The sequence below is a fragment of the Curtobacterium flaccumfaciens genome (genome assembly GCF_051548005.1).
Lineage (GTDB): Bacteria > Actinomycetota > Actinomycetes > Actinomycetales > Microbacteriaceae > Curtobacterium.
On record NZ_JBPUGH010000046.1, the window covers coordinates 1 to 20,651 of the forward strand.

Below are 20,651 nucleotides of genomic sequence, written 5' to 3' on the forward strand. Positions count from 1 at the left end.
GCACGCACCCGAGCGCGTCGCATCCGCGCGCGGCCCCGGCGCGGCGCAGCGTCAGTCGTCCTCGCCGAGCAACTCCTCGCGCACGCGGCGGATGTCCTCGAGCAGGGCCCCGATGAGGATCCAGTGCTGCGAGTTCGGCCGGAGGACCTCGAGCGGCGCCGTCAACGCCGGCTCCTCCACGACGGGCAGCTCGGACGCCTCGACCCGCTGGCTGAGCGCCCGGACGTCCGACCCGATCCGCGCGACCTCGGTGGCGATGCGACCGACGACCGGGTCGGCGACGAGGTCCGGCCCGGTGTTGTCCCGGATCGCCCGTGTCATGCCGGTGACCCGGGTGACGAGCACCCGCAGGTGTTCCGCGACCGCGGCGTCCCGGTCGAGGACGTCCCGGTGCCGACTCCGTCGTGGGTTCATGGTGAGCGACTCGCGCGCAGCCCCGATCGACGCCTCGGCACGGAGGTGCTGTGACCGGAGTGCCCGTGCCTGCAGCAACGCCTCGTGCCACCGCTCGTGGTCCCACCCCTCGGTGAGTCCGACGGCGATCCGCTCGAACGCCGCAGCGGTGTCACGGGCGAGCCGGGCGACGGCGAGGTGGGCGGGCTCGAGCAGCACCGGCGGCACCAGTGCGGCGTTCACGACGAGGGCGACGACCGCGCCGACGACGGTCTCGAGGATGCGGTCGGCCGAGTAGTTCGGCGTCACGACACCGGCGGTGAGCACGAGCATGCCGCTGATGCCGACCTGCGTCGCGGACGTCGGGGTCAGGCGCAGTGCCCAGGCGATGAGGATCGCGAGCACGACGACGAGCAGCACCACCCAGACGCTGTCCCCGAGCACCTGGTGCACCCCGGTCGCGAGGACGACCCCGAGCACGACGCCGGCGCTCCGCTCGAGCCCCTTCACGAAGGACTGGTTGATGCTCGGCTGCACGACGAGCAGCGCGGCGATGGCCGCGAAGGTCGGGAACGGCCCTTGGATGAGCAGCCGGCAGAGGAGCACCGCCGCGACCACCGCCACCGCGGTCTTCACGACCTGCAGGAAGGGGGTGCGGCTGGAGCTGCGGAGCCTCGCGACCGGGTTCACGACGACCACGGTAGCCACGAGCCGCACGACGGGCCGTGCACGAACGCGACGAAACCGCGGCGACACGGTTGACTGATCCCGTGTGGCCCAACCACGAACGCGTCATCCCGCAGGCCTTCGCCGGCTCCGGGACCTCCGTCGTGGCCGCGCGCGCCCACTCGGTCGAGCCGTCGGGCAACGGGTACCTCTACGGCTACGAGGTCGACACGGTCGACCGGGGCGGGCAGCGGGCGACGGTCCTGACGTACGTCGACACCGGCGGCACGCACGACCAGAACAGCGCCATCGTCACGGACCCCACCACGGGGGAGCCGGTCTCGGTGTGGGCGTACCCGAACGACCCCGGCCTGCCCGTGCTGCCGCAGGTGACCTACCGCGACGCCGTGGCCGAGCTCCTCACCACGCTCGGCATGCCGGTCACCGATCCGACGCTGACGGTCGCCGCGTACCGACCCGGCAAGCGCGCCGTCGTCCGCGTCGACGCCCCCGAGGGCACGGTCTTCCTCAAGGTCGTGCGCCCGCACCGTGTCGCGCCGATCGTCCGGTCGCACGAGCAGTTCGTCCAGGCCGGGCTCCCGGTGCCCCGCGTGCTGTCGAGCCGCGGCGACGGCCTGCTCGTGCTCGAACGCATCCGCGGCGTCCCGGCGGGCAGTCGCATCCTCGACATCGCCGACGACCCCCGGTTCGTCGCGTCGCTCGCCGCGCTCTCCGGTCGGATCGCGACGGTGCCCATGACCCAGCAGGCCCGCGCGGACGCCATGGACCACGCCGACTGGCACCGCCGCACGCTGGTCGCCGCGCTGCCGCAGGACGCCGAGGAGATCGACCGCCTGTACGACGCGATCGGCCGGCGCTCGATCGGGTGGACGAGCGGGACGAAGCAGGTCGTGCACGGGGACCTCCACCTCGAGCAGGTCTTCGTCGACGAGGACGAGCCGTGGCGCATCTCCGGCCTCCTCGACATCGACACCGCGGGCTGGGGCTACCCGGTCCGCGACGTGGGCGCCGTGGTCGCGCACCTCGTGGTGACCGGGCTCTGGCACCGGTCCCGTGGTGACGCCGACCGGGGCGCGGCAGCCGAACGGCTCGCGGACGCGATCGCCCGCGACTGGGTCACCCGGTACCCCGCCGAGGCCGACCGCATCGGCCCCGCGATCGGCGCGCAGCTCCTCGCCCACGCGGGGGGTCAGGCGACGACCGGCTCCGCCACCGGGATCGCCACCGCCGAGCAGCTGCTCGCGGCGACACGCGCCGCGCTCGCCGAGGCGACCCCCGTCGCACCGTCCGACGGCGTCGTCCGTCCGCGCTCCGCACCGCGGGTCTGACGCCGGCCCTGCACCGTGCCTCCCGGCCGGCTCCGCACCGCGGGGCCGACGCCGCTCCGCCGGTCCCGTGCCGCGCCTCCCGGCCTGCTCCGCACCGCGCGACCGACGCCGCTCCGCCGGTCCCGCACCGTGCCTCCCGGCCGGGTCCGGACGCACCGGCCTGGAGGCACGACGCGCGCGGGCAGCGCCGAGTCGCCTCCGTCGGCGGTCGGGGAGTAAACTGAGCGCGCACGTACCGCGTGCCCGCGCGTCCCGTCGCATCCAGACAGGACCGGTCTGCCGCTTGGCGGACGCGGGTGCCGGATCCGTGGCCGCCCCGAGGGGGCGTCACGTGCGTGTGACGGCGCCGGATCCCGGCGCGGGCCGTCACGCGGACACCCGGTGGGTGACCGCAGGCACCCGCGTGGAACCGACCGCGGACGCTCCGGAAGCGTGGCGGCGGGGGACCGGCGGACGACGGGCCACGGTGGCCCGGATGCGCCGGGACCACCTGGGCCCGGACGGAGACTTCCGCCGATCGGCGGCTCGCCCGTGACGAACGGGCGGAACAGGAGGAGCGTTGGCTCGATCAGGCACCCGGCGTGCTGCCGGCGGGACGCGTACGGCGTCGCGCCGCACCAGGCCGCTCGACAACGACGGCGTCATTCCCGTCCTCGCCCGCGCCGTGCGCGAGGTCGAGGCGGCCGCTCAGCGCGGACCGCTCAAGGCGTCGAACCGTTCGAAGTTCCAGGCGGTCGCCCTGCTCATGCGCGAGGAGCGCGCACGGGTCAAGGCGGACACGGAACTCACCGACGCGCAGCGCGCCGAGCAGCTCAAGCGGCTCGACGGCGTGGCGACGATCCTCGCGAAGACGGCGGCGCGTGACACGAGCGTCATCCAGCTCCTGACCGAGGAGGCCTCCGTCAGCGAGGCCACCCGGACCGTCAAGCGCGACATGATGATCGCCGGCGGGATGGAGCTCCAGCCCGAGGACCTCGTCATCGCCGCTGAGCCGTCGCCCACCGTCGAGACCCCGGTGCGCTCGGTCGTGCCGCAGGCCGTCGTGCAGCGGCAGCTCGCCAACCCGTTCCTCGCGCCCGACTTCGCACTGGCGGACCAGCCCGTCGCGCACCCGCGTCGCCTGGCGAACTGGGAGCTCTTCGGTCCGCTCTTCAAGTCGTTCGAGTACGGCGCGGGCGGAGGAGCGGCGTCGATGCCGCTGCCGGAGCCCACGACGCTCCACTCGAAGTCCGGCACGACGCTCATGAAGCACCAGGCCGAGCTCGTCGCCGCCGCCTCGCACGGGCACCGCACGTTCCTGCTCGCCGACGAGCCGGGCCTCGGCAAGACCGCGCAGTCGCTCCTCGCCGCAGAGGCCGCGAACGCGTTCCCGCTCCTCGTGGTCGTCCCGAACGTCGTCAAGACGAACTGGGCACGTGAGGCCGCTCGGTGGGTCCCGAACCGCACCGCGACGGTCATCCACGGCGACGGCGACGACCTCGACGGGTTCGCCGACATCGTCATCGTGAACTACGAGATCCTCGACCGGCACGTCGGCTGGCTCGGCTCCTTCGGGTTCAAGGGGATGGTCGTCGACGAGGCGCACTTCATCAAGAACAAGGACTCGCAGCGGTCGCGGTTCGTGCTGCAGCTCGCCGAGAAGATCCGCTCCCGGGTGGCCGCCCCGCTGCTCATGGCGCTGACGGGGACCCCGCTCATCAACTCCGTCGAGGACTTCCGCACCATCTGGGAGTTCCTCGGCTGGATCGACGACAAGAAGCCGCGCGCGAAGCTCATGAACGAGCTCGAGGAGATCGGTCTCACGCCGGCCGACCAGGGCTTCTTCACCGAGGCGCGGAAGGCCGTCATCGACCTCGGCATCGTCCGCCGCCGCAAGGTGGACGTCGCCGCCGACATCCCGGCCCGTCGCATCGCCGACATCCCGGTCGAGCTCGACGGCGAAGAGGGTCGTTCGATCCGCGACGCCGAGCGCGAGCTCACCGCGAAGCTCGTCCGCCGCTACCACCAGGCGCTCGACGCCCGCACCGGGCAGGACCCGGTCGTCGGCATCGACCACAAGCTCGTCCGGCAGGTCGCGCGGTGGGAGCTCGAGGACCAGGACGCTTCGTCGACCGGGGAGAACGTGTTCTCGATGGTCCGGCGGATCGGTCGCGCCAAGGCACAGCTCGCCGCGGACTACGCCGCGCAGCTCGCGTCGAACGTGGGGAAGGTCGTGTTCTTCGCGAAGCACCTCGACGTGATGGACCAGGCGGAGGAGGTCTTCGCCCGCCGTGGTCTCCGCACGGCGACGATCCGTGGCGACCAGACCCCGACGCAGCGCACCGTTGAGATCGACTCCTTCGTGAACGACCCCGACGTCGCCGTCATCGTCTGCTCGCTCACCGCGGCGGGCGTCGGCCTCAACCTGCAGGTGGCGTCCAACGTCGTCCTCGCGGAGCTGTCGTGGACGAGCGCGGAGCAGACCCAGGCGATCGACCGCGTGCACCGCATCGGGCAGGAGGAACCCGTCACCGCGTGGCGCATCATCGCGGCGCAGACGATCGACACGAAGATCGCGGACCTCATCGACTCGAAGGCCTCGCTGGCCGCACGGGCGCTCGACGGCTCCGACGAGGAGATCGTCGACTCGGGCGACATCCAGCTCGACGCGATGGCGGCGCTGCTCACCGACGCCCTGGAGCGCGGCGGTCGGTAGCGCGAGCTTCCCGGGGGTTCGCACCCCACCACGGACAACGCGCCCCGTTCTCGCGGGGCGCGTTGTTCGTCGAGGGACGCGATCCCCTCCGCGGGCAGTGTCAGACGCGCGACTGGACCTCGGCGAGGGAGGGGTTCGTCGCCGTGCTGCCGTCCGGGAAGACGAGCGTCGGCACGGTCTGGTTGCCACCGTTGACCTCGGCGACGAGCTCGGCGGTGCCCGGGGTCTGCTCGATGTCGACCTCGCGGAAGGGCACGCCGGCCTTCGTCATCTGGTTCTTCAGCCGGGCGCAGTAGCCGCACCAGCTCGTCGTGAACATCGTGACGCCGCCGGCCTCGGGCACGAACGCGTCGCGGGTGATCGTCTCGCTCATGTGCTCAGGGTAACCCGGCTGTCTGGGCGTGCCGTCCTGCTTGTCCTACATAGCTCGACGTACTTGTTCTACACAGCTTGACGTGCTTGTTCTACATAGGTAGGTTCACTACATGGAACCGATCAGACGCGTGACCGCCCCCACGCTCGACGTCCTCGACGCGCTGCTCGCCGCGGACGGACCGACCTGGGGTCTGCTCGTCATCAAGGCGACCGGGCGTCAGGCGGGGACGGTGTACCCGATCCTCGAGCGGCTCGAGCAGCTCGACTGGATCCGGTCGAGCTGGGACGACGACGCCGAGCGGTCCGGACCCCGACGACGGCTCTACGAGTTCACCGGGGACGGAGCGGTCGCAGCGCGCGAGCTCGTCGACGCCCGGGCCGACGCCGCCCGCGCCGCAGCACGCTCGACGGGTGCCGCCCGTCCGACCAACCGGCCGGTGGCGTCGTGAACGCGCTCGACAGGCTGCTCATCGCCGCGGCCGTCACGATCTCGCCCGCCGCGCACCGCGAGACCCGCCGGGAACAGTGGGCCGCGGATGTGCAGGGCGCCGCCGAACTCGACCTCTCGCCGACCGCGTTCGCGTTCGGTGCCTTCACCACGGCGCTCTTCCACCGCCGTGCCGACCGCCGCACCACCTGGGGGAACGCCATGACCGCAGCACCGCTCGACGTCCGTCCCGAACCGCACCGCATCCGGACCGTGCCCGTCCTCGTGGCGGTGGCAGTGGTGTCGCTGCTCGCGTCGGGTGCGTGGCTGATGCTGCAGCAGAACTCCGGGTCCACGACCCAGCGCGTCGTCGGCACGATCGCAGGAGAAGCGCTGGTGCACGTCGTCCCGGGAGTCGCCATCGCGCTGGCGATCCTCCTCCTGCAGGCGAGCGTTCTCCGGAGGCGCACCGGAGCGAGCATGGTCCTGGCGGCGACCGTGGTGGCGGTCATCATGCCCTACCTCCCGTTCGTCGGATCGATCCCGTTCGAGTTCTCCCTGCTCCTGACCCTCCTGCCCCTCGTCGGATGGTTCGTCGCGACGCGCACGCCCTGGCTGGCCTGGACGCTCGCCGTGCTCCCGATGGTCCTCACGTACGCGGAGCACACCGGGGCGCTGTGGGCACTGCTCCCTGCCGAGTGGAACTCGATCCTCTTCGGGGTCCCGTACCTCGCGCTCGTCCTGGCGGGGTTCGTCGCCAGCCGGTTCTCCACCGATCGTCCCCGCCGGTTCGTGGCACCCGAGGGAGCCCTGGTAGACAAGAGCGCGTGAGTGACACCCACCTCGAGATCGAGCGCACCTACGACCTGCCCGAGGGCGGCGACCTGCCCGACCTGATCGGCGTCGGGGGCATCCTGCAGTCCGACCGGCAGGAGCCGTTCGAGCTCGACGCCACCTACTGGGACACCGAGCGGTACGACCTCGTCGCGGCACGGGTGACCGTCCGCCGCCGCACCGGGGGCGCCGACGCAGGCTGGCACATCAAGCGCGCTGCTTCCGACACCGTCCGGCACGAGCAGCACTTCCCGCTCACCGACGACGCGGACAGCGTGCCCGACGAGGTCCTCGCCGCACTCTTCACCGAACGCCGGGGTCGAGGCCTGCGCCCGGTCGTCCGCATCACCACCACCCGGACCGTCACGCGGCTCCTCGACGAGGACGGCGACCAGATCGCGGAGCTCGCCGACGACACCGTGCGGGCCCAGCGCCTCGACGACGACGCTCCGGAGACGCCGCGCACCTGGCGCGAGGTCGAGGTCGAGACCGTCGGCGGCGTCGACGAGCAGATCGCCCACGAGCTCTTCGCCGCCCTCGACGGACGTTTCGCGGCCGTGGGCGCCGGCCCCGCCGCCGTCTCGTCCAAGCTGGCACGTGGGCTGGCAGGCGCACCCGCACCGCGCCTCCAGACCGGTGACAAGCCCGAGAAGGGCACCGCGGCCCGCGCGCTCACGAAGCGACTCCGGAAGCTGCGCGCCGCGCTGCTCGAGCAGCAGGCCCACCTGCGCGACCAGTCGACCGCTCCGACCGTCGACCTCCGCGAGACCGCCTCGACCGCGCTCGGGATCGCCGCCGTCCTCGGCTCCTACCGACCGGCGTTCGCGCCGACCGACGAGTTCGACCGCGCCGCCGAAGCGGCCGACGCCCTGGCCGTGGTGACCGCGCGGGCGGCGCTCGCCGAGTACCTCGTCGAGCGGCTGCCCCGGGCGTCCACGCCGGCGCAGGACGCCCTCGTCGACGCCATGACCCGTGAGCGGATCCTCGCCGCCACCCGTGAACGACGCGCACACGCGATCCGCGACGTCGTGTCGTTCCTGCACACCGAGCCGTTCCTCGAGCTGCTCGACGCACTCGACGACGCCGTGGAGCGGCCCGAGCCGACCGCGTGGGCGCTGCGGTCGCCCAAGCACGTCGCGCAGGACGTCTCCGCGATCGAGAAGCCGCGCGTGCGCGACCTCGTGCGCGACGCCGTCGCCGACGAGGACGCCGAGGTCGCCGTCGTCGAGCGCGAGGCCGCTGCCCTCGCCGCCACCGAGCTGGCGTGGACGGCGACGCTCCGCGCCCGGATGGCGATGGACGTCCTCGGCGACGACGCGTTCCCGCACGCGCTGTGGAAGCGGATCGGCAACGCGGCCGAGGTCCTCACCGAGCGCGTCCGGTCACTGCACGCGCTCGAACAGCTCCGGGTCAACTCGGGCATCGCGGAGCGCGGCGGCGAGGGGACCTTCGGCTACGGCGTCCTCGCGGGTGACCGCGTCCGGCTCGCCGAGCAGTCCTACGACGAGGCGGTGCACACGCTCAACCGCGTGTGAACGCCGCGCCGGTGCCCGTCCCTGCGGCTCGGGCACCGGCCATTCGTTCAGCCGGCGGCGATCGGCTCGGCGTCCGCGGCCGCCGGCGAGACCTCGGCCAGCCCGAGCGTGTCGAGCAGCCACGCGAGCTCGAACGCCCGCTCCCGCCACGAGTCGTAGCGGCCACTGACCCCGCCGTGCCCCGCCGCCATCTCGGTCTTGAGCAGCACGGGCGCCCCGACCTCGCGCAGACGGGCCGTCCACTTGGCCGGCTCCACGTAGAGCACACGGGTGTCGTTGATCGACGTCACCGCGAGGATCTTCGGGTACTGCACGTCGTCACGCACGTTCTCGTACGGCGAGTACTCGCTCATGTACCGGTAGACCTCGGGGTCGTGCAGCGGATCGCCCCACTCGTCCCACTCGATCACGGTGAGCGGGAGGTCCGGGTCCAGGATGCTCGTGAGCGCGTCGACGAACGGGACGGCCGCGAGGATGCCGGCGAACCGCTCGGGGGCGAGGTTCGCGACGGCACCCATGAGCAGGCCGCCGGCGCTCCCGCCCTCGGCGACGAGGCGGTCGGCCGAGGTCCGGCCGCTGTCGATCAGGTGCGACGCGACCGCGACGAAGTCGGTGAAGGTGTTCTTCTTCGTGAGGGTCTTGCCGTCCTCGTACCAGTGGCGGCCCATCTCACCGCCGCCACGGACGTGCGCCACGGCGAACACGACACCGCGGTCGAGCATGCTCAGCCGCATGACGCTGAACCCTGGGTCGATTGAGTGCTCGTACGAGCCGTAGCCGTAGAGGTGCAGCGGTGCGGGCTGCCCGGGCTCGACAGCGTCGCGGCGCCACACGAGCGAGATCGGCACGCGGGTCCCGTCCGCTGCGGTGGCCCAGTCGCGCTCCTGCACGTAGTCCGCCGGGTCGTAGCCGCCGAGGACCGGCTGCTGCTTGAGGACGGTGACCTCGCCGGTCGCGAGGTCGAGGTCGCTCACCTCGGAGGGGGTCACGAACGACGTGAAGCCGATCCGCAGGGTGGGCTGCTCCCACTCCGGGTTCCCGCCGAGCCCAGCGGAGAAGAGCGCTTCGTCGAACGGGACCTCGTGTGCGTCGCCGTACCCGTCGTCCTCGATGGGGATGATCGCGACGCGGGGGAGCGCCTCGGACCGGTACTCGAGCGCGAGGTGCCCGGCGAAGGCGTCGACCGATTCGATCCGACGCTCCGGGTGGTGGGCGACGACGACGCGGCGGTCACGCTCGGAGGTCGGGTCGTCGGCGGGGACGTCGACCAGCTCGAAGTTCTCGGCTCCGTCGTTGTGCAGCACGAGGAACCGGTCGCTGCCACCGACGATGGCGTGCTCGATCTCGTACTCGACGCCCTCCCGCCGCGGCCAGACGACCTGGAACTCACCGGTCGGGTCGGCCGCGTCGAGGACGAGCGCCTCCGAGGTGATCTTCGACCCGAGCTCGATGACGATGTACTGCGACGACCGGGTGACGCCGACGCCGACCCAGTAGCGGTCGTCGGGCTCCTCGAACACGACGACGTCCGCGGCGGCCGGGGTACCGACGGCGTGCCGCCAGATGCGGTCCGGCCGCCAGGAGTCGTCGACGGTCGGGTAGAAGACGAACCGGCCGGACGGGTCGAACGAGGCGCCGGAGCCGGTGTTCGGGATCTCGTCGGCGAGGTCCGTCCCGGTGGTCAGGTCGCGCACGTGCAGCGTGTAGCGCTCGTCACCGGCGACGTCGACGCCGTAGAGCAGCCGCGTGCCGTCGTCCGAGATGTCGTAGGAGCCGAGCGAGAAGAAGTCATGGCCCTCGGCGAGGACGTTGCCGTCGAGCACGACCTCTTCGCCGGGGAGCGTGCCGGGCCCGCCGTCGGCAGGGGCTTGAATGGACGGCGGCGTCCAGTCGTCCGGACCGGTGATCGGCGCCCGGCACTGCACCCCGTACTGCGATCCCTCGGCGGTGCGGGTGAAGTACCACCAGTCACCCATCCGCACGGGGACGGAGAGGTCGGTTTCCTGCACGCGGGCCTTGACCTCGCCGAAGATGCGGTCGCGCAGTGGTGCGAGGTGCGCCGTCGCGGCGTCGGTGTAGGCGTTCTCGGCCTCGAGGTACGCGAGCGTGTCGGGGGAGTCCTTGTCGCGCAGCCACTCGTAGTCGTCGACGAAGTCGATGCCGTGGTGCGACCGGGTGACCGGACGCTTCTCGGCGGTGGGCGGGGTGGCCTGTTCGTGCTCGCTGCTCACCGTCCCACCCTATGCGCAGGCGCCGTCACGCAGCCCGTCACGCAGCCCGTCGTGCAGCCCGTCACGCATCCCGACCCGCCCGTGCGACCACCGCGTCGGTGACCCGTGCGGTGAAGGCCTCGAACTCGGCCGCGACGCCCTCGACCCGCCAGACCCGCCGCCGGCGTCGTTCGGTCAGGGGCCGGAGCACGCCGGCGCCGCACAGGCGCCGGACCACCGCGTCCACCCGGTCGTCGAGCAGACCGTCGAGCGTGTCCTCCGACACGGAGGAGTCGCGCGCGAGCACGCCGACCAGCGCCGGGGGCAGCCCGAGGGTGTCGAGCCACGCCCGGTGCTCCCGGAGCACCAATGCCGAGAGCGTCGCCTCGTCACTCACGGTGCCGACCGCGATCGCGAGGTCGCGGACGAGGTCGTCCACGTCGCCGTCCCGGTAGGCGGCGAGCCGGTCGAAGTACCGCGCCCGCTCGGCCGCGAGCACCACGGCGACCGGAGCCGTCACCCGGACACCCAGGCCCCGTCGGCGGAGGACCGCCGCGACGAGCGCGCGACCGATCCGACCGTTGCCGTCGGTGAACGGGTGGACCGACTCGAACTGGGCGTGGGCGAGCGCGGCTTGCGCCACCGGGTGGAGGTCGTCGCGGCGCACGAAGGCCATCAGGTCGTGCATCAACTCCGGGACCTCGGCGGCTGGTGGTGGGACGTACGTCGCCAGTCGCGGTGTGGTGCCGCCACCGATCCAGTTCTGGACGTCGCGGTACCGCCCGGCGTACCGCCCGTCGACCGGGTCGTCGGCCATGAGCGCACGGTGGGCGGCGAGGAGTGCCGCTTCGGTGACCTCGCCGTCCGCGGCGCTCGCCGCGAGGCGCTCCAGCGCTGCGCCGGCTCGGGCCACGGTCGTCGCGCTGGGGTTCGCCCGGCCGCCGACGGAGGCGCGCGCCAGGTCGTCGAGGCTCGCGTGCTCGTGCTCGATGCGCGACGAGGCCACGGCTTCCGTCCGGACCATGATCGACGACAGCCCGGACAGGACGTGCCCGTGCTCGGCGTCGAGGGTCCGCAGCGCGTGTGCTGCGTGCGCGAGGAGCTGTCCGGTGCCGGCATCGGGTGACCACTCCGCCGCGGCGATCCGCGGCGGCAAGGAGGCGGTGACCTCGCGCAGCATCCGGTCGGCCCTCGGTCCGCGCGCACGGCTCCGCCACGGCACGACGACCTGCGCGCGCGCGGGCCACCGCCGTCCGGCCGACGCGGGTGCCAGCGGCCCACCGCGCTCGGCCGCGGGGGACGTCGGGTACCGGCTGGGAGGCAGGACGGGGTGCACGGTCGGCACGCTACGACGGCGCGCGAGCGCTCCGCCAGGAATCCGGATGTCGCATGCACGGGGCCCCGATAGCGTGGCACGCATGACCAACTCCTTCGCCATCACCGGTGCCCACGTCGTCCCCGTCACCTCCCCGGAGTTCGACGGCGGGGCGGTCGTCGTCGAGGACGGGAAGATCACGGCGATCGGCCCGGACGTCTCGCCGCCGGACGGGATGCCCGTGGTCGACGCGGCCGGCGCCTGGCTCGTCCCCGGCTTCGTCGAGGCGCACGGACACGTCGGCATCCACGAGGAGGCCAACGGGGAGGCCGGCAACGACACGAACGAGATGACCGGCCCGAACATGGCCGGCGTCCGCGCGATCGACGCCGTGGACATCCAGGACGAGGGCTTCCGCGACGCCCTCTCCGGCGGTGTCACGAGCATCGTCGTCAAGCCCGGCTCCGGCAACCCGATCGGCGGTCAGACCGTCGCGATCAAGACCTGGGGCGGCCGGACGATCGACGAGCAGCTCATCTCCGACTCGGTGAGCGTCAAGAGCGCCCTCGGCGAGAACCCGAAGCGCGTCTACGGCGGCAAGGGCCAGACCCCGTCCACCCGGCTCGGCGTCGCGAAGATCATCCGCGATGCGTTCGTCGAGGCCCAGAACTACCGGGCCGCACGCGACGCCGCCGAGGCCAAGGGCGACCCGTTCGCCCGGGACCTCACGAAGGAGACGCTCGTCCGCGTGCTCGACGGCGAGCTCGCCTGGGACCAGCACACCCACCGCCACGACGACATCGCGACCGCGATCCGCCTCGCCGAGGAGTTCGGCTACCGGCTCGTCGTGAACCACGGCACCGAGGCGCACAAGATCGCCGACGTCCTCGCCGAGAAGGCGATCCCGGTCATCTACGGCCCGCTCTTCACGAGCCGGTCGAAGGTGGAGCTCCGTGACCGCGGCATCCCGAACCTCGCCACGATCGCCGCCGCCGGAGTGCGCGTCGCGATCACGACGGACGCGCCGGTGGTACCGATCAACATGCTCGTCGACCAGGCCACGGCCGCCGTCAAGGAGGGCCTGCCCTGGCAGACCGCGCTCGAGGCGCTCACCGTCAACCCTGCCGAGATCCTCGGCTTCGGTGACCGGGTGGGTCGGCTCGAGGTCGGCCACGACGCCGACCTCGTCCTCTGGGACGGCGACCCGCTCGCCGCGACCAGCCGCGCGACGCGCGTCTGGATCGAGGGCGCCCAGGTCTTCGAGTGGGCCGACGGGCAGGGCGTGACCAGCGAGCGCTGGTGACCACGTGACGGACGGGCGCGCCCGGCTCAGCGGCATCGCGAAGCGATGCGCCGGGCGCGCCGACCGAGCCTGCGATGCGCCGGGCGCGCCGACCGAGCCTGCGATGCGCCGGGCGCGCCGACCGAGCCTGCGAGGGAGGACGTGGCGACGCCGCCACGGGCCTCCCGTCCGTTGTCGGGTCGGATCGCGCGGTCCGCGCTCAGGCCTCGCGCGACAGGAGGAATTCGTTGATGCGCTCGGTGAGCGGCAGGTCCATCGCCCGGGTGACCCCGTTCACCGACCGGATCGGCGCCGCCTGCCGGACGCTCGACACGAGCCAGAGGGCATCCGCGGCCTCGAGGTCGGCGAGGGTCACGAGTTCGTAGGCGGTGTCCATCCCGGCCTCCTCGGCGAACCGGAAGACGTCGGCCTGCGTGGTGCCGGCGAGGATGCCGATGTCCGTGCGGGGCGTCACGAGCCGGCCGCCGACGGACATGACGAGGTTCGCCCGGGTGCCCTCGAGCACGTAGCCGTCCGTCGACACGAAGAGTGCGTCGTCGGCTCCCCGGCGGTCGGCCTCGCGCAGCGCCGACATGTTCACCGCGTACGAGAGCGTCTTCGCGCCCTGCAGGAGCCACGGGGACGTGCGCTCGACGTCGTGCCGGTACCCGCGGTCGAGCGTCACGACCGAGATGCCCTCCGTGCGAGCGGGGGTCTGGTCGCCGGAGGGAGCCGCGTAGGCCCAGCCCGTCGGACGGTCCGAGCCCTCCACACCCCGGGTGAGGACGGTCTTCACGAAGCCCTCACGGACGGGGTCGAGCTCGGCGCACACGGCCTCGATCGTGCGGCGCCAGGCCTCGGCGTCCGGGACGGGCAGGTCGAGCATGCGGGCGGACCGCTCGAAGCGCGCGAGGTGCGGTTCGAGCGCCTGCGGTCGGCCGTCCACCACGGTGATGGTCTCGAACACCCCGTCGCCGCGGATGACCCCGAGGTCCTGCACCTGGACGTGCTCCTCGAGCGGGGCCGCGAACCAGAACGTGTCGGCGTCCGGGTCGTGCGGCGCGGCGTCGCGGGAGGGCTGGTTGAGGATCGCGAGGACGGTTTCGGTCATGCCCCCATCCAACCGCAGAGCTGCTGTCCCTCGCCCCGGACCCTCGGGAGGGGAGCTGACCCGTCAGCTCGCGTCGGGCAGCGCTCCCATCAGCTTCCAGACCGCCTCGGTCAGCTCCGGGTGCTGCAGGGCGATGCGACGGAGGCGGTGGTACTCCTCGCCCATGGCGGTGCCCTGACCGGACGCCGGGTGCATCGACCACTGCGCGCTCCGCTTGCCGATCGCGGCATCGAGCTCGAGGGAGTCCGCACGGAGGATGAGCACGACCTGCTCGTCGACCGTCGGCAGCGTGGGCATGAAGTCCCACGGGTCCTCGCCCTGCCGGCTCCGGTGCTCGACGAGCATCGAGATCTCCTCGGCGGCCTCGGCACGCAGCACTTCGAGGCTGCGCCCCGACCTGCGGGACTCAGCCATGATGCCCCCGCAGCACGCCTGCCATGCAACGAGCGTACGCCACACTGGGGGCGTGACCGAACGCGCCGACCGCACGATCCAGCACCCGGCAGTGGTCGTCGTGTACCTGCTCCGCGACGGTGCCGACGGCCCCGAGGTGCTGCTCGGCGAGAAGCGTCGCGGCCTCGGGACCGGTCGCCTGGTCGGCCCCGGCGGCAAGCGGGAGCCCGGCGAGGCTGCGGTCGACACGGCCGTCCGCGAGGTGGCCGAGGAGGTCGGCCTGCGGCTCGACCCCGACGACCTGGAGGCGCGGGGCACGTTGGACTACCGGTTCCCGTTCCGTCCGTCCTGGTCGCAGGTCTCGGACGTCTTCGTCTGCCGCCGCTGGCAGGGGGACCCGACGGGCAGTGAAGAGCTCGTCCCGCGCTGGATCCCGGTGCACGCCGTGCCCTACGACGCGATGTGGGACGACGCCAGGTACTGGCTGCCGGGCGTGCTCGACGGTGGACGCGTCCGCGCACGGTTCACGTTCGCGGAGGACAACGCGACCGTGGCGGGGTTCACCGGAGCGTGATCAGCGGACCTGCTGCGTGCGGGTGCTGCCCGTCCGTGCTTCCTCCGCCGCGGCCATGACGTCCGCGTCACCGCTGCGGCCACCGAGCGGACGCACGAAGAAGTCGACGATGCCGAAGCCGATCGCGCCGATCATCGCGAACATCGCCCAACCGACGAAGAGCCCGGCGGTGTTCCGGCCGTCGGCGGGTGCCAGGAAGACGCTCAGGGCGTAGAACACGACGGCGAGGGCGAGGAACACGACGACGACGGTGACGAGGACGCGGTGCCAGGCGATGCGCGGGTTCATCCGCCCAGGATACGCCCGGCGCGACGGCCGTCAGCGCGACGGCCGTCAGCGCGACGACGGCCGCCGCGACGGCGTGAGACCACCGCGCGACGACACCGCCGGTCAGGGCGCAGCGCGGCGCAGGTCAGCGCTCGGCGTGCCGACCGTGGGGACGGTCGTCGGACCCGCCGCCGCTCCGTGCGGACGTCCGGACCGGCACGTCGGACCGGGCCGGGGCCCTGGAACCGTCCACCCGTGGGACGGGACGCGTGCGGGGACCGCTGGTCGGGCCTCCCGGCCGTCCCGAGGGTGCGGGGCGCTCACCGGAGCGGACCACCGGGATGCGTCCCGTGGGCGTCGTCTCGGTCTCGAGCCCGTCGCGACCGCCCATGAAGACGTCCCCGCCGACGCGCTCGTCCTCCCAGTCGTCGTCGCGGAGGACCGTCAGCGTGCCGGTCTCCGTCGAGGCGAGGCCGTGCCGCTCGAGTTCCTGGTCGCGCTGCTTGCCGAGGAACTCCCGGTTCGCGGTCTGGGCGTCCTGGAACATCGTCGTCCGGCCGGTGACGATCGCGCGGATGCGTCGGTGCTCCCACCACATCTTGCCGAAGTACATCAGGACCAGGCCCGCTCCGGCGTAGCAGGCCATCGTGATGAGCCCTCGGGTCAGACCGGGCCCGACGCCGTAGATCTGGTGCTTGATCATGTCGACCATGCTCGAGCCGACGACGACGTTGTTGAGCCACGCGAACGGCTCCGGCATGAACCACTTCGGGTAGGCGCCGCCGGACGACGGCATCGAGAGGAAGACGAAGCAGATCATGGCCGGGGCGGCGATGAACCGGCCGGCGAAGTAGCTCAGGCCGTTGACCGCGAGGCCGATCGCCACGATCCAGCCCCACGCGATGAGGACGAGCGGGACGAAGTGGCCGTGGATCGCGCCGACGACTGGACCCGCGAGGGTGTTCGTGATGAGCGAGATCACGAGACCCCCGACGACGATCACGGCCATGCGCGTCCGGTGCCGGAGCGGGCCGCCCATGATCCCGATGAACATCGCCACCATGTAGCCGCCGATGCACCACGCGAGCATCACGTACATCGACACGGTGCCGTACTCGTCGTACGCGGGGAGCGCCGCGAGCTCGGTGATCTTCGGCGCTGCGGCAGCGCCGGCCTCGATGACGGCCGAGAGCGTCGCGGGCACGAGGGACGCGACCTGGAACTGGTGCGCGCTCGCCTTGAAGAACTCGTTCGCCGACGGGTCGTACGCCACGGCCATGCTGCCGGCCAGGACGTCGCGCTTCGCAGCGGCGAGGGAGTCGTAGACGTGGAAGACGTACTCGCCCGGGAGCGCCTTGCCGACTGCGGCGACGAGGGTCGGGTCGCTGCCGACGAGGGCGACCGGGACGTCGTGCGGGTGCGGTGCGTGGAACGCGAACACGTAGCAGAGACAGAAGCCCACGATGAAGAACAGCGGCATCCAGAGCTGCAGGCCGATGAGCTGGAGCGAGGGGTGCAGCGTGCCGTACCACCGCCGGTAGCGACTGATGTGCTGCGGGTCGGGGACGGGCGCCTGTCGGACCCGACGGTGTCCGGCGACGGACGACCCTCGGCGCGGACGCGTGCCGCGGGTCGACGGGCGGGTGGTCCGCTTCGGCTGGAGGTCGTTCCGCGGGGTGCTCACTCGGCCACGTGCTCCTGTTCTCGATCGGAGCGCCAGGATACGCCGCGACGTCCGACAGGGACCGGTGCGCGGTGCGCACCGCCGTGCGACCGTGCGGCCGTGCGACGCGCAGGGCCGCGCGGAGCGGTCAGGAACGGCTGCGGGACGCCTGGGCCGAGTCCATCGCGAGCTCCTCGGCGTCGAGCGTCACGAGGACGCGGCGCATGACCTCCTCGTCGAGGTTGCCCTTCTCGCGCTCCTCGAGCACGATCTCGCGGCGCCGGTCGAGCAGGTCGCGCCGGATGTCCTGCATCTGCGAGCCACGGAGCCGCGAGGGCAGCTGCTGGTCCTCGGTCTCCTCCTCCACGGCGTCCTGCCGGAAGGTCTCGGCCGCCCGCTCGAGCCGCGCCTTCAGTCGCGCGACGAACACGTCGGTCGCCTCGACGCCGAACCGCTCGCCCCACTCCGGTCGCCGCTGCTCGATGAGCTCGATCGCGGCACGGGTGGTCCGCTCGTTCAGCCGCATCTCGCTGCGGACGTCCTGGATCCCCTCCTCCGGGTCCTGCACCTTGAGCGCCCGGATCACGAACGGGAGCGTCAGGCCCTGCAGCAGGAGGGTGCCGACGGTGACGATGAAGGCGATCACGAAGATGGTGTCCTGCGCCGGGATCTTCGTCGGGCTCGCGACGACCGAGACCGCGGCGGCGAGCGTGACCACGCCGCGCATCCCGGTCCACGAGATGACGGTGAGTTCGCGCCAGTTGAGCTTCGGCTCCGCGGTGCCGCGCATCCACCGCAGTGAGGGGTGGCCGCGGGAGAGCCGGACGCGCAGGGGCCGGAGCCACCGCCCGTTGATGCGGTTGCGGACGTAGGACTCGAAGACGAACAGCGGTCGTACGAGGATCACCACGAGCAGCACCACGACCGCGGCGGTCAGCGTCTGCCCGAGGCTCCGCTCGCTCTCGATCAGCTTCTGGACGACGTCGTTGAGCTGCAGGCCGATGAGCGCGAACACGAAGCCCTCGAGGATCACGTCGATGCTCGTCCAGAGCGGACGCTCCTGGAGCCTGGTCGCGTAGCCCTCCTTCGGCGAGTTGTAGCCGATGTAGAGGCCGGCGGTCACGACCGCGATGACACCGGAGCCGGAGAGGTGCTCGGCGCCGATGTACGCGACGAAGGGGAGGAGGATGCTCATGATCGTCTCGACCACCGGGTCGTTGATGCGCATCCGGATCCAGTGCACGAGGACACCGAGCACACCGCCGACGACGAGGCCGACGCCGATCGCGAGGCCGAAGATGCCGAGGTCCTGCCAGATCGTGAGGGACGTCCCCGCGATGATGAGCGTGAAGACCCGGACCAGGGTCAGCGAGGCGGCGTCGTTGATGAGGCTCTCGCCGGACAGCACCGTCATGACCCGACGGGGGAGCCCGAGCTTCCGGCCGATCGCGGCGGCGGACACCGCGTCCGGCGGGGCGACGATCGCGCCGAGCAGGATCGCCGCCGGCAGCGTCATGTCCGGGATGAGGAAGTACGCGACGACGCCGACCACCAGCGCCGTGACGATCACGAGGAAGATCCCGAGTCGACGGATCTGCTTGATCGAGGTCTGGAAGCTCTGCCACGACACGTCGAGCGCGGCGGAGTAGAGCAGCGGGGGCAGCACGACGGTGAGGATGACCTCGCTGTCGATCTCGATGTGCGGCAGCCCGGGGATGAACGACGCGGCGAGTGCGACGGCGGTGACGAGCAGTGGTGCGGGCAGTCCCTTCGCCCGCGCGAACCCCGTCACCGCCAGCGATCCGATCAGCAGGATGAGCAGCTCGACGGGGTCCATGAGGAACATTCTCTCATCGGAATGGTTCCGTTCCTGAACGGTTCGACAGGTCAGGTGGACGGGAGGTGAACGGCAGGGTTTGTGCTCGGGCCGGTCGCCTGGGACACTTTCCCGCGGTGGACATCACACTCATAGTCGTCCTGGTCATCGCGTTGGCCCTCTTCTTCGACTTCACAAACGGTTTTCACGACACCGCCAACGCGATGGCGACCCCGATCGCGACCGGCGCCATGAAGCCCAAGGTCGCGGTCACCGTCGCTGCGGTGCTCAACCTCGTCGGTGCGTTCCTCAGCACCGCGGTGGCGACCTCGATCTCGCACGGCCTCATCAACGAGGGCCCTGGTGGCGTGGCGATCACCCCCGAGATGATCTTCGCCGGACTCATCGGTGCGGTCGTGTGGAACATGATCACGTGGCTGCGCGGCCTGCCCTCGTCGTCGTCGCACGCGCTGTTCGGCGGCCTCATCGGTGCGGCGATCGTCGGCGCCGGGTTCGGGTCCGTGAACTACGCGGCGCTGCTGACCGTCGTGATCATCCCGGCGTTCCTGTCCCCGGTCATCGCGGCGCTCGTGTCGTTCCTGTCGACGCGCATCGCCTACCGGATCACGCGACGCCCGGTGTTCCCGAACGAGCGTGGCGGCTTCCGGTTCGGCCAGATCTTCACGAGCTCGATGGTGTCGCTCGCACACGGCACGAACGACGCGCAGAAGACGATGGGTGTCATCACATTGACGCTCATCGCGTCCGGTGCGCAGTCAGCGGGCCAGGGCGTGCAGTTCTGGGTCGTCGTGGCGTGTGCCCTCGCGATCGCCCTCGGCACGTACACCGGCGGCTGGCGCATCATCCGCACGCTCGGGTCCGGCATCACCGAGATCCGTGCGACGCAGGGCTTCGCCGCCGAGGCCTCGACCGCCGCCACGATCCTCGCGTCGAGCCACCTCGGCTTCGCGCTGTCCACCACGCAGGTCTCGTCGGGGTCGATCATCGGTGCCGGTCTCGGTCGTCGCGGCTCGAAGATCCAGTGGTCGACGGCCGGCAAGATCGTCATCGCCTGGTTCATCACGCTGCCGGCTGCGGCTGCCGTCGGTGCAGTGGCGTCCGGCATCGCCCGCATCGGTGTGCTCGGCCTCGTGATCGACGCCGTCGTCGGCGCCGCGGTGATCCTCGGGCTGTACCTCTGGTCGCTGCGCAAGCCCCACGACCAGGCCGCCGCGATCGAGGTCGACGTGGCCGCGAACGCGGTCCTCACCCGCAAGGAGCGTCGCGACATGCAGCGCAAGAAGCGCGCCGAGGTCGTCTCGGCCCGCCGTGCCGAGCTGAGCCGTGAGCGCACCCTGCGCCGCATGGCTGCGCGCAAGGGAGGACGTCGCTGATGGGGATCGACTGGTTCGCCTTCCTGACGGTCGCGATCGTCGCGGTCGTCGCCGCCTGCTTCGTCGTGACGGTGTACTCGATCGGACTCCGGTTCTGGAGCGCCGCGGACACCCGTGCCGGCAAGTACACGGTGAAGGACGACGGCACGGTCGGGCCGGCCACGGCCGGGTTCCCGCTGCCCGGACAGACCCCGCCGGGGGTGCGGCTGTACCGCTCACTCGCGGTCGCCTGCTTCGCGGTGAGCGCCGCCGCCGTGCTCTACGGCATCTACCTCATCGTCCCGCAGTTCCACTGACGCGCACCGCGCGTCAGGATCGCTGACGCGACCGAGGCCGGCCTGGAGGCTCGTGG

18 protein-coding genes are annotated in these 20,651 nt (G+C 72.0%); 9 read left to right on the forward strand and 9 right to left on the reverse strand.

Features of this window, described 5'->3' with window-relative positions; genetic code table 11:
• Nucleotides 1-51 precede the first annotated feature (51 nt).
• Complete coding sequence (locus ACSW7Y_RS07675) at nucleotides 52-1,083, reverse strand: FUSC family protein (protein ID WP_438125715.1); 1,032 nt, start codon at nucleotides 1,081-1,083, stop codon at nucleotides 52-54.
• 80 nt (nucleotides 1,084-1,163) lie between these two features.
• On the opposite strand from ACSW7Y_RS07675, the gene ACSW7Y_RS07680 reads away from it, so the two are divergent.
• Nucleotides 1,164-2,408 carry an aminoglycoside phosphotransferase family protein gene (locus tag ACSW7Y_RS07680; protein ID WP_438125716.1) on the forward strand — a complete coding sequence of 415 codons (1,245 nt, stop codon included), beginning with the start codon at nucleotides 1,164-1,166 and terminating at the stop codon, nucleotides 2,406-2,408.
• A gap of 559 nt (nucleotides 2,409-2,967) precedes the next feature.
• A complete protein-coding gene (locus ACSW7Y_RS07685; protein WP_438125717.1) occupies nucleotides 2,968-5,103 on the forward strand; it encodes a DEAD/DEAH box helicase in 2,136 nt (711 codons plus the stop codon).
• A 100-nt stretch (nucleotides 5,104-5,203) separates the two neighbouring features.
• On the opposite strand, the gene ACSW7Y_RS07690 is transcribed toward ACSW7Y_RS07685, so the two are convergent.
• The gene (locus ACSW7Y_RS07690) at nucleotides 5,204-5,476 is read right to left on the reverse strand and encodes a mycoredoxin (protein WP_022902366.1); all 273 of its coding nucleotides are present in this window, start codon (nucleotides 5,474-5,476) and stop codon (nucleotides 5,204-5,206) included.
• Nucleotides 5,477-5,588: 112 nt separating this feature from the next.
• Between ACSW7Y_RS07690 and ACSW7Y_RS07695 the strand changes: the two genes are divergently transcribed.
• Genes ACSW7Y_RS07695 through ACSW7Y_RS07705 form a run of 3 tightly spaced genes read left to right on the forward strand, consistent with a single transcriptional unit; the run spans nucleotide 5,589 to nucleotide 8,274 of the window.
• Entirely contained in the window at nucleotides 5,589-5,927 is a 339-nt protein-coding gene (locus tag ACSW7Y_RS07695) for a PadR family transcriptional regulator (protein ID WP_438125718.1), read from the forward strand.
• Entirely contained in the window at nucleotides 5,924-6,736 is an 813-nt protein-coding gene (locus ACSW7Y_RS07700) for a hypothetical protein (RefSeq protein ID WP_438125719.1), read from the forward strand. Before ACSW7Y_RS07695 ends, ACSW7Y_RS07700 begins: the two co-directional genes overlap by 4 nt.
• Nucleotides 6,733-8,274: a CYTH domain-containing protein gene (locus ACSW7Y_RS07705; protein ID WP_438125720.1), complete on the forward strand. Its 1,542-nt coding sequence runs from the start codon at nucleotides 6,733-6,735 to the stop codon at nucleotides 8,272-8,274. The genes ACSW7Y_RS07700 and ACSW7Y_RS07705 overlap by 4 nt, the downstream gene beginning before the upstream one ends.
• 47 nt (nucleotides 8,275-8,321) lie before the next feature.
• Here ACSW7Y_RS07705 and ACSW7Y_RS07710 read toward each other — a convergent pair whose 3' ends face one another.
• Entirely contained in the window at nucleotides 8,322-10,505 is a 2,184-nt protein-coding gene (locus ACSW7Y_RS07710) for a S9 family peptidase (protein WP_438125721.1), read from the reverse strand.
• Between the two features lie 61 nt (nucleotides 10,506-10,566).
• Complete coding sequence (locus tag ACSW7Y_RS07715; RefSeq protein ID WP_438125722.1) at nucleotides 10,567-11,820, reverse strand: Fic family protein; 1,254 nt, start codon at nucleotides 11,818-11,820, stop codon at nucleotides 10,567-10,569.
• 82 nt (nucleotides 11,821-11,902) lie between these two features.
• Between ACSW7Y_RS07715 and ACSW7Y_RS07720 the strand changes: the two genes are divergently transcribed.
• Nucleotides 11,903-13,102, forward strand: coding sequence for an amidohydrolase (locus ACSW7Y_RS07720; RefSeq protein ID WP_438125723.1), 1,200 nt, complete (start codon nucleotides 11,903-11,905; stop codon nucleotides 13,100-13,102).
• Between the two features lie 199 nt (nucleotides 13,103-13,301).
• Here the strand turns inward: ACSW7Y_RS07720 and ACSW7Y_RS07725 are convergent, their stop codons facing one another.
• Both ACSW7Y_RS07725 and ACSW7Y_RS07730 read right to left on the reverse strand, forming a co-directional pair.
• Nucleotides 13,302-14,192 (reverse strand): aminodeoxychorismate lyase, encoded by an 891-nt coding sequence (locus ACSW7Y_RS07725; protein WP_438125724.1) that lies wholly within the window; start codon nucleotides 14,190-14,192, stop codon nucleotides 13,302-13,304.
• A gap of 63 nt (nucleotides 14,193-14,255) precedes the next feature.
• A complete protein-coding gene (locus tag ACSW7Y_RS07730; protein ID WP_290132328.1) occupies nucleotides 14,256-14,606 on the reverse strand; it encodes a tryptophan synthase subunit alpha in 351 nt (116 codons plus the stop codon).
• A 52-nt stretch (nucleotides 14,607-14,658) separates the two neighbouring features.
• Here ACSW7Y_RS07730 and ACSW7Y_RS07735 point away from each other — a divergent pair, with 52 nt between their 5' ends.
• Nucleotides 14,659-15,159: an 8-oxo-dGTP diphosphatase gene (locus tag ACSW7Y_RS07735; protein WP_438125725.1), complete on the forward strand. Its 501-nt coding sequence runs from the start codon at nucleotides 14,659-14,661 to the stop codon at nucleotides 15,157-15,159.
• Here ACSW7Y_RS07735 and ACSW7Y_RS07740 read toward each other — a convergent pair whose 3' ends face one another.
• From ACSW7Y_RS07740 to ACSW7Y_RS07750, 3 genes are all read right to left on the reverse strand, one after another.
• Nucleotides 15,160-15,447 carry a hypothetical protein gene (locus tag ACSW7Y_RS07740; RefSeq protein WP_290132326.1) on the reverse strand — a complete coding sequence of 96 codons (288 nt, stop codon included), beginning with the start codon at nucleotides 15,445-15,447 and terminating at the stop codon, nucleotides 15,160-15,162.
• 124 nt (nucleotides 15,448-15,571) lie between these two features.
• On the reverse strand, nucleotides 15,572-17,110 hold the full coding sequence (locus ACSW7Y_RS07745) for an ABC transporter permease (protein WP_438125726.1): 1,539 nt from the start codon (nucleotides 17,108-17,110) through the stop codon (nucleotides 15,572-15,574).
• Nucleotides 17,111-17,237: 127 nt separating this feature from the next.
• Entirely contained in the window at nucleotides 17,238-18,926 is a 1,689-nt protein-coding gene (locus ACSW7Y_RS07750; protein ID WP_438125727.1) for a cation:proton antiporter, read from the reverse strand.
• Nucleotides 18,927-19,042: 116 nt separating this feature from the next.
• Here ACSW7Y_RS07750 and ACSW7Y_RS07755 point away from each other — a divergent pair, with 116 nt between their 5' ends.
• Together ACSW7Y_RS07755 and ACSW7Y_RS07760 are read left to right on the forward strand one after the other, a co-directional pair.
• Nucleotides 19,043-20,299 carry an anion permease gene (locus ACSW7Y_RS07755; protein WP_438125728.1) on the forward strand — a complete coding sequence of 419 codons (1,257 nt, stop codon included), beginning with the start codon at nucleotides 19,043-19,045 and terminating at the stop codon, nucleotides 20,297-20,299.
• Complete coding sequence (locus tag ACSW7Y_RS07760; RefSeq protein WP_438125729.1) at nucleotides 20,299-20,595, forward strand: hypothetical protein; 297 nt, start codon at nucleotides 20,299-20,301, stop codon at nucleotides 20,593-20,595. The genes ACSW7Y_RS07755 and ACSW7Y_RS07760 overlap by 1 nt, the downstream gene beginning before the upstream one ends.
• Nucleotides 20,596-20,651 lie beyond the last annotated feature (56 nt).

Bases quoted from the DNA above. Each gene is read 5' to 3' on its own strand.
- ACSW7Y_RS07730 (WP_290132328.1), bottom strand. From the start codon at position 14,606: ATGGCTGAGTCCCGCAGGTCGGGGCGCAGCCTCGAAGTGCTGCGTGCC.
- ACSW7Y_RS07740 (WP_290132326.1), bottom strand. From the start codon at position 15,447: ATGAACCCGCGCATCGCCTGGCACCGCGTCCTCGTCACCGTCGTCGTC.
- ACSW7Y_RS07760 (WP_438125729.1), top strand. From the start codon at position 20,299: ATGGGGATCGACTGGTTCGCCTTCCTGACGGTCGCGATCGTCGCGGTC.
- ACSW7Y_RS07695 (WP_438125718.1), top strand. From the start codon at position 5,589: ATGGAACCGATCAGACGCGTGACCGCCCCCACGCTCGACGTCCTCGAC.
- ACSW7Y_RS07750 (WP_438125727.1), bottom strand. From the start codon at position 18,926: ATGGACCCCGTCGAGCTGCTCATCCTGCTGATCGGATCGCTGGCGGTG.
- ACSW7Y_RS07690 (WP_022902366.1), bottom strand. From the start codon at position 5,476: ATGAGCGAGACGATCACCCGCGACGCGTTCGTGCCCGAGGCCGGCGGC.
- ACSW7Y_RS07725 (WP_438125724.1), bottom strand. From the start codon at position 14,192: ATGACCGAAACCGTCCTCGCGATCCTCAACCAGCCCTCCCGCGACGCC.
- ACSW7Y_RS07720 (WP_438125723.1), top strand. From the start codon at position 11,903: ATGACCAACTCCTTCGCCATCACCGGTGCCCACGTCGTCCCCGTCACC.